This is a genomic window from Extensimonas vulgaris (assembly GCF_003337425.1).
Lineage (GTDB): Bacteria > Pseudomonadota > Gammaproteobacteria > Burkholderiales > Burkholderiaceae_C > Extensimonas > Extensimonas vulgaris.
The window spans coordinates 48,419-63,205 of sequence record NZ_QPJU01000005.1 but is presented as its reverse complement, the minus strand read 5'-3'; the positions used below and the strand labels follow the sequence as shown (position 1 = coordinate 63,205).

At 66.6% G+C, this 14,787-nt stretch carries 15 protein-coding genes; 1 reads left to right on the top strand and 14 read right to left on the bottom strand.

Translation table 11 applies throughout. The features are described 5' to 3' along the window. Positions 1 to 325 (bottom strand): AMP-binding protein (locus DFR45_RS08585; RefSeq protein ID WP_147269961.1); only part of this gene is annotated, 325 nt, incomplete at its 3' end. 53 nt (positions 326 to 378) lie between these two features. Continuing rightward, the gene (locus tag DFR45_RS08580; protein WP_114483299.1) at positions 379 to 855 is read right to left on the bottom strand and encodes a MaoC family dehydratase; all 477 of its coding nucleotides are present in this window, start codon (positions 853 to 855) and stop codon (positions 379 to 381) included. 282 nt (positions 856 to 1,137) lie between these two features. On the opposite strand from DFR45_RS08580, the gene DFR45_RS08575 reads away from it, so the two are divergent. Next, positions 1,138 to 1,950 carry an SDR family NAD(P)-dependent oxidoreductase gene (locus tag DFR45_RS08575; protein WP_158636998.1) on the top strand — a complete coding sequence of 271 codons (813 nt, stop codon included), beginning with the start codon at positions 1,138 to 1,140 and terminating at the stop codon, positions 1,948 to 1,950. 11 nt (positions 1,951 to 1,961) lie between these two features. On the opposite strand, the gene DFR45_RS08570 is transcribed toward DFR45_RS08575, so the two are convergent. The 12 genes from DFR45_RS08570 to DFR45_RS08515 form a co-directional block, all read right to left on the bottom strand. Further along, positions 1,962 to 3,476, bottom strand: a complete 1,515-nt coding sequence (locus tag DFR45_RS08570; RefSeq protein ID WP_114483297.1) for an AMP-binding protein — start codon at positions 3,474 to 3,476, stop codon at positions 1,962 to 1,964. A 38-nt stretch (positions 3,477 to 3,514) separates the two neighbouring features. Beyond that, the gene (locus DFR45_RS08565; RefSeq protein ID WP_114483296.1) at positions 3,515 to 4,390 is read right to left on the bottom strand and encodes an alpha/beta fold hydrolase; all 876 of its coding nucleotides are present in this window, start codon (positions 4,388 to 4,390) and stop codon (positions 3,515 to 3,517) included. Further along, on the bottom strand, positions 4,387 to 5,055 hold the full coding sequence (locus DFR45_RS08560) for a transglutaminase-like domain-containing protein (RefSeq protein ID WP_114483295.1): 669 nt from the start codon (positions 5,053 to 5,055) through the stop codon (positions 4,387 to 4,389). Before DFR45_RS08560 ends, DFR45_RS08565 begins: the two co-directional genes overlap by 4 nt. 28 nt (positions 5,056 to 5,083) lie before the next feature. After that, positions 5,084 to 5,962 carry an SDR family oxidoreductase gene (locus DFR45_RS08555; protein ID WP_114483294.1) on the bottom strand — a complete coding sequence of 293 codons (879 nt, stop codon included), beginning with the start codon at positions 5,960 to 5,962 and terminating at the stop codon, positions 5,084 to 5,086. 34 nt (positions 5,963 to 5,996) lie between these two features. Further along, positions 5,997 to 6,431, bottom strand: a complete 435-nt coding sequence (locus DFR45_RS08550) for a PaaI family thioesterase (RefSeq protein ID WP_114483293.1) — start codon at positions 6,429 to 6,431, stop codon at positions 5,997 to 5,999. Then, a complete protein-coding gene (locus tag DFR45_RS08545; RefSeq protein ID WP_114483292.1) occupies positions 6,428 to 6,910 on the bottom strand; it encodes a PaaI family thioesterase in 483 nt (160 codons plus the stop codon). Before DFR45_RS08545 ends, DFR45_RS08550 begins: the two co-directional genes overlap by 4 nt. Before the next feature lie 9 nt (positions 6,911 to 6,919). Then, the gene (locus DFR45_RS08540) at positions 6,920 to 7,990 is read right to left on the bottom strand and encodes an MBL fold metallo-hydrolase (RefSeq protein ID WP_114483291.1); all 1,071 of its coding nucleotides are present in this window, start codon (positions 7,988 to 7,990) and stop codon (positions 6,920 to 6,922) included. Then, positions 7,987 to 9,138 carry an acyl-CoA dehydrogenase family protein gene (locus DFR45_RS08535; RefSeq protein ID WP_114483290.1) on the bottom strand — a complete coding sequence of 384 codons (1,152 nt, stop codon included), beginning with the start codon at positions 9,136 to 9,138 and terminating at the stop codon, positions 7,987 to 7,989. The genes DFR45_RS08540 and DFR45_RS08535 overlap by 4 nt, the downstream gene beginning before the upstream one ends. Next, positions 9,135 to 11,216, bottom strand: coding sequence for an ATP-binding protein (locus DFR45_RS08530; RefSeq protein WP_241659452.1), 2,082 nt, complete (start codon positions 11,214 to 11,216; stop codon positions 9,135 to 9,137). Before DFR45_RS08530 ends, DFR45_RS08535 begins: the two co-directional genes overlap by 4 nt. After that, entirely contained in the window at positions 11,213 to 12,010 is a 798-nt protein-coding gene (locus tag DFR45_RS08525; protein ID WP_114483289.1) for a crotonase/enoyl-CoA hydratase family protein, read from the bottom strand. The genes DFR45_RS08530 and DFR45_RS08525 overlap by 4 nt, the downstream gene beginning before the upstream one ends. A gap of 31 nt (positions 12,011 to 12,041) precedes the next feature. Then, positions 12,042 to 13,646, bottom strand: coding sequence for an acyl-CoA carboxylase subunit beta (locus DFR45_RS08520; RefSeq protein WP_114483428.1), 1,605 nt, complete (start codon positions 13,644 to 13,646; stop codon positions 12,042 to 12,044). A gap of 162 nt (positions 13,647 to 13,808) precedes the next feature. Then, positions 13,809 to 14,777 (bottom strand): hydroxymethylglutaryl-CoA lyase, encoded by a 969-nt coding sequence (locus DFR45_RS08515; protein ID WP_114483288.1) that lies wholly within the window; start codon positions 14,775 to 14,777, stop codon positions 13,809 to 13,811. Between the last annotated feature and the right edge of the window lie 10 nt (positions 14,778 to 14,787).

The window sequence follows — 14,787 nt, the reverse complement described above, 5'->3', positions numbered from 1 at the left end:
CGGGGTTGGTGACGGCACCCACGTGCAGGCAGGCCAGGTGCAGGGCGATGAATTCCCACCAGTTGGGCAGCTGGTACGACACCACGTCGCCACGCTCCACGCCCAGCGAGATCAGGCCCAGGGCGATGCGCTTGGAGGTTTGCAGCAGCTGCCGGTAAGAAACAGAATTTTTGCGCCCCGTCATGCTGTTGATGTCGGTCACCGCGACTTTGTCGAGCCGCGAGGGTGCGACTTCGTCGAGATAGTCCAGCAGCGTCTTGTTGTGCCAGTGGCCACTGGCCTGGTAGCGCGCTTGCAAATGGGAGGGCAGTTGGGGTTCGAACATCACTTGTCTCCTTTATGTCTTATGGGTCTCTCAAGCGAAAAATGCAGGGAACTTCATGATGAATGGCTTTCCTTGGGAAGGAAAGTCAGGGTTTCCGTGAAGTCGGCGATCGCCTCGCCATGCTGGTTGATCACCCAATGCTGCAGCTCCATCAGTGTGTAACCGCGCGAGGTCTTGGGCAGCAGGCGTGGCTCGCATTCGACGTGGATGGTGTCGCCGGGAAACAGCGCTCCGCGCAAGCGCGCCTGCAGCCCCGTCATGCCGCCGAACGGGCCCACATCCTGCTCCTTGAGGGTGTTCGCGATGATCTCGGACACGTAGGTTGCCAGCAGCCCCATGCCCAGAGAGATGATCATGGGGCCGGGCGCGAAGCGTTTGCGGTGCGCGCCTTCCATGTTCTGCTGGATGTATTCCATGTCGATGAAAAAAGGCTCATGCAGACCGACGACGTTCACGAAAGTAACGATATCGGTCTCGGTGATCGTGCGGCGGTGGGTTTTGTAGCGCCGCGTGGTGTTTGCTGAATTCATGAAAAGTCTCCTTTGCGTAGTTAAAAATGTGTGAGGTCGCGCCCTAGCAGCCTGTCGGACTTTGGGCGTCGATAGCGAGAATGGGCCCCAGCGAGGCCAGTTTTTGGCGGATTCGCCGCCCCATAGCGGGACTATGGGGCAAGAAGACGGTAAAAAATGGGCCGCTGCGGCACATTCGCAGCCGACGATTCCAAAGTCCGACAGGCTGCTAGGGCAAACCCTATGTCGGATTGGACTGCTTTGCACACAATCGGGTGTTTCACGAGACAAGGACACCACACCATGCACCCCAACCCTACCAATGCACGCGCACTCGAAGGAAAAATCGCCCTCGTCACAGGCGCTACGGCCTTCATCGGCCGCGCCATTGCCATCGAACTCGCGCGCCGCGGCGCCCATGTGGTCGTGAACGGCCGCAATGCCGTGGCCGGCCAGGCCGTCGTCGAGGAGATCGCCGCGCAGGGCGGAAAAGCCTCGTTCGAGGCCGCCGATCTGGGTCAGAGTGAAGCCGTGCGCGCGATGGTCGGGCGCGTTGCCCAGCAGCATGGTCGCATCGACGTTCTCGTGGCCAGCGGCGCGGGTGCGAGCGCAGATTCGCCCTCGTTTCGGCTCTTCAAAGAAATGAGCGACCAGGATTTCGACAGTTACATTCGCGCTCACTGGCTCACGCGCGCCTACGTGATCCAGGCCTGCGCGCAGGTCATGGCGGGTCAAAAGCACGGCAAGATCGTTGCCATCGGCACCGACGCCGGGCGCGTGGCGACGGTGGGGGAATCCTTCATCGGCGGCGCCACTGCCGGCATGATGCAAATGTGCCGCGTGCTCGCGCGCGAACTCGGACGCGACGGCATCCGCGTGAACGCCGTGGCCATGAGCTACATCTGGGACGCCGAGCCGCGCTGGGGCAAAGGCTCGCAAGCCCTCGAAGCCGGTGCCCACGGCAAGGGCATGCTCGACAACCTGCGCAAGCGCATGCTGTTTCCGGTGTACTGCCAGGACATCGCGAACGCGGCGGCATTTTTTGCCGGGCCCGAATCCGACGCGATCACCGGCCAGACGTTGAGCGTCAACGGCGGTTTGAGCACGCCGGGTTGACATTCGCAAGCTCACAAGCCACCGTGCGCGGCCTTCACGGCCGCGCGGTCGATCCTGCCGCTCGCATCTTTGGGGAGCTGCGGCACGAACACCACGTGCTTGGGTTTTTTGTAGCGTGCGATGCGCGTGCCGACGAATTCGATCAGCGCTTCGGCCGCCACCGACTGCCCCGGCTGGAGCACACACACCGCCTTGATCGCCTCGCCCCACTGCGCGTCGGGCACGCCGATCACGACGGCCTCGGCGATCGCCGGGTGTTCGAGCAAGGTGCGCTCGACCTCGGCCGGATAGACGTTTTCCCCGCCAGGCTTGATGAGCTCCTTGGCCGGCGAGCGACCGCTGTACCACAGATAGCCCTCGGCATCGAGGCGCCCCATGTCGCCCGTATGGTGCCAGCCGTTGCGAAACGTGAAGGCGTTGTCTTCATCGAGGCGCCAGTAACCTTGGAACACCAGGGGGCCGCGCACCACGATTTCGCCGGTTTCGCCCAGCGGCACCTCCTGGTCCAGATCGTCGACGATGGCCACGCGGTTCAGGCCCGCAGGCCGCCCTGCGCTGCCCGGGCACTCGTCGAAAGGCGCCATGCTGACCCAGCCCGAGGTCTCGGTCTGGCCGTAAGCGCTCCAAAAGCGCGTATGCGGGCACACGGTGCGCAGGCGCTGCAGCGTTTCGGGCGCGTCTATGCCCGAGACGATGCGTAGGTGCGCGAGCGCCGAGCCCTGCGCCGCGGCCGCATCGAGCAAGGCGCCGAGCATGGGTGGGAAAGTGCCGATCAGGCTGCCGCCGTCCGCGTCGATGTGGCGCACGAGCGCCGCCGGGTCGAAGCGCGTGAGCAGCAGCGTGCTGCCGCCGGCCAGCTGCGTCGCAAGCCAGAAGCCGATCGCCGCGACGTGAAACAGCGGCAACACGCCCAGGTTCACGTCCTTGGGCGTGAGGCCCCAGGCGAGCTGGGTCTGCATCGCGGCAAGCATCAGCCCGCGGTGCGACAGTAGCGCCCCGCGTGGGCGCCCACCCACGGCGGCCGTGTGGATGATGACCACGCCCGCGTCGTCGCTCACCGCGGCAGCCAGCTCCTTGGGCGCGCCAGCATCGCCCGCATACAAGGATTCGAGCGTCCGCCATGGCGCCTGCTGCCCACCAAAACCATAGCACGTTACGCCCTCCAGACGTGCCGGAAGCAGGGATTTGAACTCGTCTGCCGCGACCAGCAGCTTGGGCGCGACGTCGCCGACGATGTAGGCCACCTCTTCGGCCGACAGGCGCCAGTTGATGGGCACGAGGATCGCGCCCAGGGACGCCACGGCGCCAAACAGGTCCAGGTATTCGGGGCAGTTTTGCGCGAGGATCGCGACGCGATCGCCACGCCCCACGCCCGCAGCCGCAAGCCCCGCCGCAAGCTGCGCCACGCGCGCGGCGTACTCGGCGTGGGTGGTGAGCTGGCCCTCAAAGACCAGTGCCGTGCGCGCGCCGTGCACCAGGGCGTTGCGCGCAATCGCATCGTGCAAACCGAAAGATCGTATGTCCATGTTCGTCTCCTCCAAACTTCCGCTCAAACCGCGAGCACCTACGTCGCTGCCACTGCCGCGGCCGAAGCCGGCGACGGCGGCATCACCTCGGACAAAAATTCCCGCACGCTCGCAGTGAAGGCGTCGTTCGCGTCGCCCGCAATCATGTGGCCCGCATCGCGCAAATCCACGAAGCGCGCATTCGGCAGGGTTTTCACCAGGGCCTCGGCGTCTTCCTTGGTGATCACGTCGCTGCGCTGGCCGCGGATCAACAAGGTGGGGGACTGCAGGCCGCGCAAGGCGCGCTCGTAGTTTTCGGCATCGCGGCGGTGGTTGTGGTTGGCCTCGCTCATCATGAGCGGGTCCCAGTGCCAGATCCAGCGGCCCTGCGCATTCAGGCGCAGGTTTTTTTTCAAACCCTCGAGGGGGCCCGTCATGGGCTTGCCGCGGTAGGCCGCGATGTGCTGCGCGGCCTCTTCGAGCGAGGCAAAACCTTCGGGCTTTGCGCGCATGAAGCTGACGATGCGCTCCACGCCGGCTTCTTCCATGCGCGGCGCAATGTCCACGAGCACCAGCGCGTTGATCGGTGGCGCATCGGGCAGCCCCACGGCCGCCATGCTCGCAAGGCCGCCGAGCGAGGCACCGACCACGGCGAGCGGTGCGCCGATTTGCCGCCAGACACTGCACATGGTGCGCGCCAGGGTTTCGATGCGGTAGTCGCCGTCGCGCGCCCAGGCGCTTTCGCCATGCCCCGGCAGATCGAGCGCCACGGTGTACCAGCCCGCCGCACCCAGCGCCTGGGCCGCGTTGCCCCAGGCGTGGCGCGTCTGACCGCCGCCATGCAGCAGCAGCACCGCAGGCGCGCCCTCGGGCCCGTACACGTCCGCGACCAGCGGCCCCCCGGCAAAACCGGAAAATTCGCGCCGCCCGCTCACGCCCCGGCCCTCACCTCTTTTTCGAAGTCGGCACCGGCCTCGGCTGCGACCTCTCCCCACTCCGAGAAGGACTTGTAGTGCTCGCTCCAGGCCTTCAGGAGTTCTTCGCGCGGCAAGTCGGCGTAGCTGCCGCGATCGTGCACGTATTCCATGTGGCGGCGCCCGCTCAAGTCGAACTCGTGGAACACCGAATCTGCACTGCCGTCGAATTCGAGCGGATGGATGCCGGCTTTTTCGCACAGCGAGCGGTTGAAGGCCGGCGTGGCCTTGCGCCATTGGCCGTCGATCCACAGCTCGGTATAGCCATGAAAAATGAACAGATCGGTGCCCATCATGTCGTAGAGCCGCTTGCTCGTGAGGTGGTTGCGCACGTCGGCATAGCCCAGGCGCGCGGGCACGCCCAGCACACGTGCAGCGGCTGCGAGCAAGGCGGCCTTGGGCACGCAAAAGCCGCGCCCGGCCGCTATCACATGGCTGGCCTTGAGCCCCTCTTCGGATACGTCGAAGTAATACGGGTCGTAGATGAACTCATCACGCACCGCATAGTAGAGCTTGACGGCGATCTCGCGCGGCGACATGGCCGGATCAGCGACACGGCGCGCAAAGGCGACGACGGCCGGATGGTCGCTATCGACGAATTTTCCTGGCGCCAAATAGGCCGACATGTCTGGGGTGCTTGGCAATGGGATGGTTTCAGTCCTTGACGCTCAGGCACTTGGGTGGCTGGGCGAGCAAAAAGCCTTCGAAAGGTTTGGAGCGGTCGTGCGGCTGCAGCGTCCAGGTGGGACGCGCGTTGGGCACGCCGCCATCGACACGGATGCACGAGCCCGTGATGAAGGCCGCTGCCTCGCTGAGCAGGAACACGATGGCGGCGGAAATTTCCGCCTCGGTGCCGTAGCGCTGCAGCGGCACCTTGGTTTTGAGCGAGCGCAGGTGGGCCTGCATCTCGGGGCTGTAGGTGTCGAAGCCGCTGCTGGCGATCCAGCCGGGCGCGACCGCATTCACGCGCACTGCCGAGGATGACCATTCGCAGGCCGCCGTTTCCGTGAACGACAGCATGCCCGCACGTGCCGCACCGCTGTGCGCCATGGTGGGCATGCCGCCCCAGATGTCGGCGATGATGTTCACGATGGCGCCGCCGTGCTGCTCCATGCACTGGTTGAACACCTCGCGCGCGACGAGAAAGCCGCCCGTGAGGTTGTTGCGCACCACGGCCTCCCAGCCCTTGAAGCTGATGTCCTTGACTGGCTGCGGGTACTGGCCGCCCGCGTTGTTCACCAAGCCGTCGATCTTGCCGTGGCGCGCGAGCACGTCGGCCACCATGGCTTTGACGCCGGGCTCGTCGCGGATGTCGCACGAGTGGATGCTGACCTTGCCGCCAGCGCCCTCGATCTCGGCCTGCACGTTCTGCAGTTTGTCCATGCTGCGCCCCACCAGCGCCACGGTGGCGCCGAGGTTAGCGAGCTCGTGCGCGGTGCAGCGGCCTATGCCGCTGCCGCCGCCGGTCACGATCACGGTCTGGCCGGCAAAAAGGCCGGGGCGGAAGACGGAACGATAAGTGGCTTGTGCCATGAAAATCTCCTGGGTTTGGACTTGTAGTGGGCGCTCAGCCACGCAGCATGAAATTGCCGTGGCCGAGGGCGATGGGTTTGTCGGGGCTTTCCTGCCAGGCCTGGATGCGCAGGTTGGCGACGCGCTGGCCCTGCTTGACCATGAAGACGTTGGCGTAGGTGTCTTTGGGGCGGCCCGAGCGCAGGTAGTCGATGCTGAAGTCTATGGTCTTGGGCAGCTCTTGACTGTCCATGTGCCACAGCAGGTAAAAAATCCCCGCGCATTCGAGAAAACCGCCCGTAGCGCCGCCGTGCAGCGCCGGCAGGATGGGGTTGCCGATGAGTTTTTCCTGGAACGGCAGGATGCAGGTGAACTCTTCGCCCTTGACGTCGATGCGCAGGTCCAGGAAACGCGCAAACGGCACGGCGTCGATCAGCGGGCGCCAGTCGTTGTTGGCGCGGGCTTGGTTGATGCGGTCGGCCCAGCTCATTGCATGCCTCCCACTTTTTCGGTGATCACCGGGCGCCCCGAGGTGAACATGTAAATGCCCACCGCCATGGCAAAGGGGTCGTCGGGCGAGTCGTGGTAGGCCGCACCGCGCACGAACGCGAGCTCGGACGTGAGCTTGTAGCACACCGCCCCGCCGAAGATCGTGCGCCCTGGCGTCGCGGGCTTGAGGTAGTCCATGCGCAAGTCCAGCGTCGCCATGGGTTTGAGTTCAGGCAGCTTCATGAAGATGGAAAAACCACAGGCCGCGTCGAGCAAGGCCGTGATCACGCCGCCATGGATCACGCCCGTTTTCGGGTCACCGACCAGAAAGTCCTGGTAATCGATCTTGAGCACGAACCAGTCAGGCTGCGCGGCGTGCGGGAGCACACCGAGCTCGCGGTTGTAGGGCGAGGCGTGGATGTATTTCTGCCAGCGCGCCACCAATTCTTGTTCCGCGGGCGTTGTCGTCGTATCTGTCATCGCAATCCTTCAAGAAAGTGAGAGGGTGGGCAATTCTGCCGCCTTCGCACCCGGATACCAGCGCGTGAGCGCGGGCGTTTCTTCACGCCGCACATGGCCCTGGCGTTCGAGCCAGAGCAGGTGCGCGAGCGTCTCGCCCATCGCCAGATAGGCATGTAGCACTTCGTGCTGGTCGCCATAGACGGCCAGGCCGAGTTCGGCCGCGTTCATGCCCTGGGCGCTGAGCTTGGCCAGGAATTTGCGCAAGGCGCGCTCGTGGTGCGCCACGAGCGCATGGGCACGCTGCACCCCGGCCTGGTACACGCGATGGTGCGCGGGCAGCACGTGGGCAATGTCGAGTTTGGCGATGGTGCGCAGGCTGTCGAGGTAGCGCGGCAGCGGATCGGTCTCGCCATAAGGCCACACGCCGATGTTGGGCGTGATGCGCTCGAGCAGTTGGTCGCCCGTGAGCAGCAGCTTGAGGTTCGGCTCGTACAGGCACACCTGCGCGACGCTGTGGCCGCCGAGCACCAGGGCCTCGAAAACGTGGTTTCCGATGGCGATCCTTGCATTGGGTGCTATGGTTTCGATATGTTCGGGCACGGCGCAGGCCATGCTGGCCTGCAGCACGTCGTGCACCACGGCCTTGGCATCTGCCTCAGACAGGCCATGGCGGCAGATGAAGCGCACACACTCGGCCTGGTCTTCAGCGCGGCGCACGTGCATCTGCTCGGCCACGTGGGCTTCCTCGGGCCGCATCCAGATCGGCGCGCCGGTGCGCTCGTGCAGCCACACGGCCAGCCCCATGTGGTCGGGGTGGTGGTGCGAGACGATGATGCGCGACAAGCCGGCCTGCAGCGGCCCGGCGAGCGCCTGCTCCCACAGCTGGCGCGCCGAGGCGCAGTCCGAGCCGGTGTCGAACAAGCACCAGCCCGCGCCGTCCTGGATCAGATAGACGTTGACATGGTCTATGCCGTATTCGACCGGCAGGGTGAACATCAGAATGCCGGGCAAGACCTCGCGCAGCGGCAGGCCGGCGATCGTGTTTGCCTCTGCATCGGCGGGTGCCGCGACAGCAGCGGGAGCAGCGGGCGCGTTCATAGCCTTTTGGCCACTTCTTCGAGCATCACTTCGGTGGCGCCGCCGCCGATCGCTTCGACGCGCGCGTCACGCACCATGCGCTCGATCGCAGCCTCGCGCATGTAGCCGAAGCCGCCGTGGAACTGCTGGCAGTCGTAGAGCACCTCGTTGACGAGCTCGCCGCACAAGGACTTGACCATGGAAACTTCCTTGACGCATTCGCGCCCCTGCGCATCGAGCCAGGCTGCGTGATAGACGAGCTGGCGCGCCGCGGCCACTTGCGAGGCGCGCATCGCCAGGCGCTGGCGGATCGCCTGCTTGTCCCACAGCGTGGCGCCGAAAGCCTTGCGCTGGCGCACGTAGTCCAGCGTCAGCTCGATACCGCGCGCGGCCTCGCCCACGGCCTGCGCGCCGAGCACGATGCGCTCGTTCTGGAAGTTGCGCATGATCTGGTAAAAGCCCTTGTTCTCCTGCCCGAGCAGGTTCGCGGCCGGGATGCGGCAGTTTTCGAACACGAGCTCGGCCGTGTCGCTGCACAGCCAGCCGCTCTTGTTGAGCTTGCGCCCGACGCGAAAGCCCGGCGTGCCCTTTTCGACGATGAAGATCGAGATGCCGCGCGAGCCCTTGGCCGTGGTGTCGGTCTTGGCGCCGACGAAGTACAGGTCGGCGTGCACGCCGTTGGTGATGAAGATCTTGCTGCCGTTGAGCACCCAGTGGTCGCCATCGCGCACGGCGCGCGTGCGGATGCCGGCCACGTCCGAGCCAGCGTCGGGCTCGGTCACGGCCACGGCGCAGATTTTTTCGCCGCGCGTGACGCCCGGCAGGTAGCGCGCGAGCTGCTCGGGGTTGCCGTAGTTGGCCAGGTGCGGCGAGGCCATGTCGGTGTGCACGAGCACCGTGACGGCAAAGCCGCCGAAAGTCGAGCGCCCCAGCTCCTCGGCCAGGATCGCGCTGTAAACGGTGTCGAGATTGGAGCCACCATATTGCTCGGGGTAGCGTATGCCCAGGTAGCCGAGCTCGCCCATGGTGCGCAACACCGCGCGCGGCACCATGCCCTCGTCCTCCCAGGGCAGGGCCTTGGGCACGATTTCCTGCTCGACGAAGCGGCGCAGGTTGTCGCGGAATTGCCGGTGTGGCTCGTCGAAATAAATCGGGTCGTTGTTTGTCATGCGTTTTCCTCTGTTTCCAATACCACCAACACGTCGCCGCCGCGCACGGCGTCGCCCGCGCGGCAACGTACTTCGGCGACACGCCCGGGCGCGGGCGCGCTCAGCGTGTGCACCATTTTCATCGCCTCCATCTGCACCAGCACCTCGCCAGCCTGCACTTGCGCGCCGACCTGCGCGGGCACCTGCGTGACCATGCCCGGCATGGGCGCGCGCAGATGGTTGCCGCTGTGCTCGTGCGCCCCAGCGGCGCCGCGCAGCGCGCGCTGCCAGCGATCGACGCAGTGCCAGGCGCGTGTGATGCCCGCGCCCGTGAGCCACAGCTGCTCACCCTGCTCACCCTTTTGTTGCGCCACCACGTAGCGCACGAAGGCGTCGTCGCTGCGCAGCTCGAGCGCATCGGGCGTCCAGCGCGCCTGCACGCGGTAGGTGGCGGCGCCCTCGCCTTCGCTGGGGCCTTCGCCCTCGCCTTGGCCGGGCGGCTGGTCGGGCGCCACGGACTGGTCGAGCTGCACGCACCAGAATTCGCCCTCGGGCCACACCTGGGCTTGCACGATCTGGCCCGCGGCGTTTTGCAGCAGCACGCGGGTGCCCTCGGGCTTGGCGGCCGTGGGCAGGCGCCAGGCGCCCAGCGACTGCCACGGCGAGGGGCCGGCCGCCGCCTGGCGCGCGAGCACGCCGTGCAGCGCTGCGGCGACGCGCATCAGCTCACCTTCCGGCCGCGGCGCCCAGCCCTGCGGGAAAGCCTGCGCGATGTAGTTCGTCGAGAGCACCTGCGCAAAGTGCGGGTGGCGCACCAGGTCGGCGAGGAACTCCAGATTGCTGTGCACGCCCTGCACCACGGTGCGCTCGAGCGCGTGCACCAATCGGCGTGCAGCGCCCTCCCTGTCTGCGGAGTGCGCTATCACTTTCGCTAGCATCGAGTCGTAAAACAGCGAAACTTCGCTGCCCGTGCGCACGCCGCTGTCCACGCGGATGCCGGGGCCGCTGGGCTCCTCGTAGCGGATCAGGCGGCCGATTTCTGGCGCAAAACCGGCGGCGGGGTTCTCGGCGCACACGCGCGCCTCGATCGCGCAGCCGCTTTGTGCAATGTCCGCTTGCGTGAACGCGAGCGCCTCGCCCGCGGCCACGCGCAGCTGCCATTCGACCAAGTCCATGCCCACCGTGAGCTCGGTCACGGGGTGCTCGACCTGCAGCCGCGTGTTCATTTCGAGGAAGAAGCTCTCGCCGGTGTGGCTGTCGTGGATGAATTCGATCGTGCCCGTGCTGTCGTAACCTATGGCGCGGCCCATGGTCAGCGCGTGCTGCAAGAGCGCGTCGCGCAATTCGGGCGCGAGGTGCGGGGCGGGGGCTTCTTCGATGACCTTCTGGTGGTTGCGCTGGATCGAGCATTCGCGCTCGAACAGGTGCACGAGGTGCCCGTGCTTGTCGCCCAGCAGCTGCACCTCGAGGTGGCGCGGCAGCGTGAGGTAGCGCTCGAGCAGCACGCGGTCGTCGCCGAACGCGGCCTGCGCCTCGCGCCGCACGGTGGCGAGCGCCAGCGCGAACTCGACCGGACTGCGCACCACGCGCATGCCCTTGCCGCCGCCGCCCGCCGAGGCCTTGATGAGCACGGGGTAGCCGATGGCCGCAGCGGCTTCGACCAGCGTGGCCTCGTCCTGTGCGTCGCCGTGGTAGCCCGGCACCACGGGCACGCCGGCTGCGAGCGCGATGCGCTTGGACTCGATCTTCGAGCCCATGCGCCGTATGGCTTCGCGCGAGGGCCCGACGAAGGCGATGCCCGCCGCTTCACAAGCCTCGATCAGCGCGAGGCTCTCGGACAAAAAGCCGTAGCCGGGGTGGATGGCCTGCGCCCCGCTCGCGCGCGCCGCCGCGACGATGGCTGCAGCGTCGAGATAACTGCGCGCGGCCTCTGGCGGGCCTATGCGCACCGCCGTGTCGCAGACGCTCACGTGCAGCGCGTCGCGGTCGGCATCGGAATACACCGCCACCGTGCGCATCCCCATGCGCCGCGCGGTGCGCGCGATGCGGCATGCTATCTCCCCCCGATTCGCGATCAGCAAGGTGTCGAACATGCTCATCCCTGGCGCCAGAACGGCGCGCGTTTGGCAAAGAATGCCGTGATGCCTTCGCGGCCCTCGTCGGTTTCCCAGGCGTCGGCGAGCTTGTCGGCGGTGTAGATCATGTTGGTGTCGAGGTCGTGCGTGTGCACGTAGGCGATGAGCTTTTTGGTCGCGGCGACGGCGCCGGGCGCGCATTGCAGCAGGTCGGCGATCTCGCGCTCGACGGCGGCGTCGAGCTGCTCGGCGCTCACCACGTCGGAGAGCAGGCCCAGGCTGCGCGCCTCGGCCCCGCTCATGCGCCGCGCCGTGAGGAAGGTGCGGCGCGCGTTCGCCTCGCCCATGCGCGCGACCACGTAGGGCGCGATGTTCGCGGGCAGCAGGCCCAGGCGCACCTCGGTGAGCGAATACACGCCCCTATCGACGCCGATGGCGATGTCGCACACCGAGATCATGCCCACGCCGCCGCCGTAAGCCGGGCCGTTGATGCGCCCGATCAGCGGCAGCGGCATCTCGTTCAGGGCGCGCAGCATGCGCGCGAGGTCGCCGCTTTCGCTGACACGCTGGGCGCGGGTTTTCTTCATGTTTTCCTGCATCCAGCCGAGGTCGCCGCCGGCGCAGAAGGTCTTGCCCGCGCCTGTGAGCACCACGGCGCGCACGCCGTCAGCACGGCCCAGCCATTCGGCGGCGCGGTGCAATTCATGGATCAGCGTGGCGTTGAGCGCGTTGTGCGTGTCGGGGCGGTTCAGCGTGAGGCGGGCGATGCCGCGCGCGTCGATGTCGAGCAGCAGGGTTTCGAAATGCGGAGTGGTCATCGATCGGACTTTCTTTCTTTTTGCGGAAGGCTTACATGCGGTACACGGGCGTCGCCGTCTGCGGCACGCTGCGGCGCATGGCGAGCGCGAGCGCCAGGCCCAGCACGTCGCGCGAGGCCGAGGGCTCGATGAGCCCGTCGTCCCACAGGCGCGAAGTGGCGTAATACGGGTCGCTCTGGCGCGCATATTGTTCGCGCACCTGGCGCTCGACCTCGGCCACGCGCGCCTCGTCGGCCGGACCGCGCAGGTTGGAGCGCGCGAGTTCGGTCATGACGTTGCTCGCGATGTCGGCGCTCATGGTGGCCACGCGCGCGCTCGGCCAGGCGAACAAAAATTCGGGCTCGAAACCGCGCCCGCACATGCCATAGTTGCCCGCGCCGTACGAGCCGCCCACGACCAGCGAGAGCTTGGGCACGCGCGCGCACGACTGCGCATAAACCATCTTCGCGCTGTGTTTGGCGATGCCGGCGCGTTCGGCCTCGCTGCCGACCATGAAGCCTGCAATGTTGTGCAAAAACAGCAGCGGCACGCCGCGCTGGTTGGCCAGTTCGATGAAGTGCGCGCCCTTGAGCGACGCCTCGGCGATGAGCGCGCCATTGTTCGCGAGCACGGCCACGGGCTGGCCGTGCAGCACACCGAAGCCCGTGACCAGCGTCTCGCCCCACAGCGGCTTGAACTCGTGGAATTCGCTGCCGTCGAGCAGGCGCGCGATGATTTCGCGCGCATCGTAGGGCTGCTTGGGGTCGGCGGGCACGATGCCGTCGAGCTCGGCCGGGTCATAGCGCGGCGGACGCGGCGCCAGCGGCGGCACGAGCGCGAGCGCGCCCGGCTCGGGCGGCAGCTTGGCCACCACCTGGCGCAGCAGCGCGAGCGCCTGCGCCTCATCGTCGGCCAGGTAGTCGCTCACGCCCGAAACGCGCGTGTGCATCTCGGCGCCGCCCAGGGTTTCGCCATCGACCGTCTCGTTGATCGCGATCTTGACGATGGAGGGGCCGCCCAGGTGGATGCGCGCGTTGCCGCGCACCATGATCACTTCGTCGGAGAGCGCCGGAATGTACGCGCCGCCGGCGGTGCAGCCGCCGAACACGGCGGAAAGCTGCGGGATGCCGTCTTGCGACATGCGGCATTGGCGGTGAAAACTGTTGCCGAAGTGGTCTTTGTCGGGAAAAACGCGATCCTGCTCGGGCAGGTAAGCGCCGCCGCAATCGACGAGGTACAGGCACGGCAGGCGCAGGCGCTGCGCGATCTCTTGCGCCCGCACGTGCTTTTTCACGGTTTCGTGGAAGAACGAGCCGCCCTTCACGGTCGCGTCGTTGGCGATGAACATGCAGGGCCGCCCGGCCACGATGCCGACGCCGGTGACGATGCCCGCGCCCGGCACCTCGTTGCCGTACTGCCCCCAGGCCGCGAGCGGCGAAAGCTCCAGAAAAGGCGTGCCGTCATCGACGATGAAGTTGATGCGCTCGCGCACCAGCCATTTGCCGCGCGCACGGTGGCGCCGGATGTGCGCGTCGCGCCCGCCCGTCGCAGCCGCGCGCAAGCGCTCTCGCAGCCGCGCGATTTCTTCGCGGTGAAAACGCAGGTTCTGCGCGAACGCTGCGCCGCGCACGTCGATGTGCGACTCAAGCACGGCCATGGTCACCACCTCTTGGACGACAGGCCCGGTGCTGCAGGGCAGGTTTGCGGGCACAGGGAATTGCTATAGATTTCATAACAAAAATATACAAACAAAACTAGCAATTGGCGCTTTATTCATCTGCGCTAGCAGCTTCTTTTTCAATAGTAAAAAACCATTTTTTCAGTGCGCTGCAGCGCCTTCGCGAAAAGCCTTGAGCGAGCCGCTGTGCATGACGTGCCCGGAGAGCGGGCGGCCGATGATGCGCTCGGCCAGGCGCGCGGCCTCGATCAGCGCCTCGAGGTCTATGCCGGTTTCTATGCCCATCTCCTCGCACATGAACACCATGTCTTCGGTGCAGATGTTGCCTGCCGCGCCGCCGTGCTTGTGCCCCGCGAACGGGCAGCCACCCAGGCCCGCGACCGAGCTGTCGAACAGGCGCACGCCCATTTGCAGCGCCGCATAGACGTTGGCACCGCCCGCGCCGCGCGTGTCGTGCAGGTGCAGGCCGATGGCCGCGTCGGGCGCAAGCTCACGCACCGCGGCGATGCGGCGTTTGATCTCTTCAGGGTTGGCCCAGCCCATGGTGTCGGCCAGGTAGAGCGCGGGCAGCGGCACGCTGCGGTCGGCACAGGCATCGATGAGCCAGCGAATGTGGTCGGTCACGGCCGACACCGGCACGGGGCCGCCGAGGTTGCAGCCGAAGGCCGTGATCACGTAGGCTTTTTCGACCGGGATGCCCAGCGCGATGTAGCGGTCCAGCCAGCCGAGCTGGCGCTCGCGACCCTCGGCCACGCTGCAGTTGTTGTTGCGCTGCGAAAACGGCTCGGTGGTGTAGAACATCAGCTTGCCGTCGAGGTCCACCTGCTCGCAGGCGCGCGCGCGCTCGAAGCCGTTGTCGTTGAGCCACAGCGCCGTGTAGCGCGTGCCGGGGCGCTTGGTGATCGCCGCGAACAGCTCGGGCGCGTCGGCCATCTGCGGCACCGCGCGCGGGCTCACGAACGAAGCCACCTGGATCTGCTTGAGCCCGGCGGCCGACAAGGCGTTGATCAGCGCCACGCGGTCGGCCAGCGGGAAGGTTTGCTTTTCCATCTGAAAACCCTCGCGCGGGCCTTCTTCGTGGAACTCTACGGAACGGGGCAAGTCGCTCACGGTGGTCTCC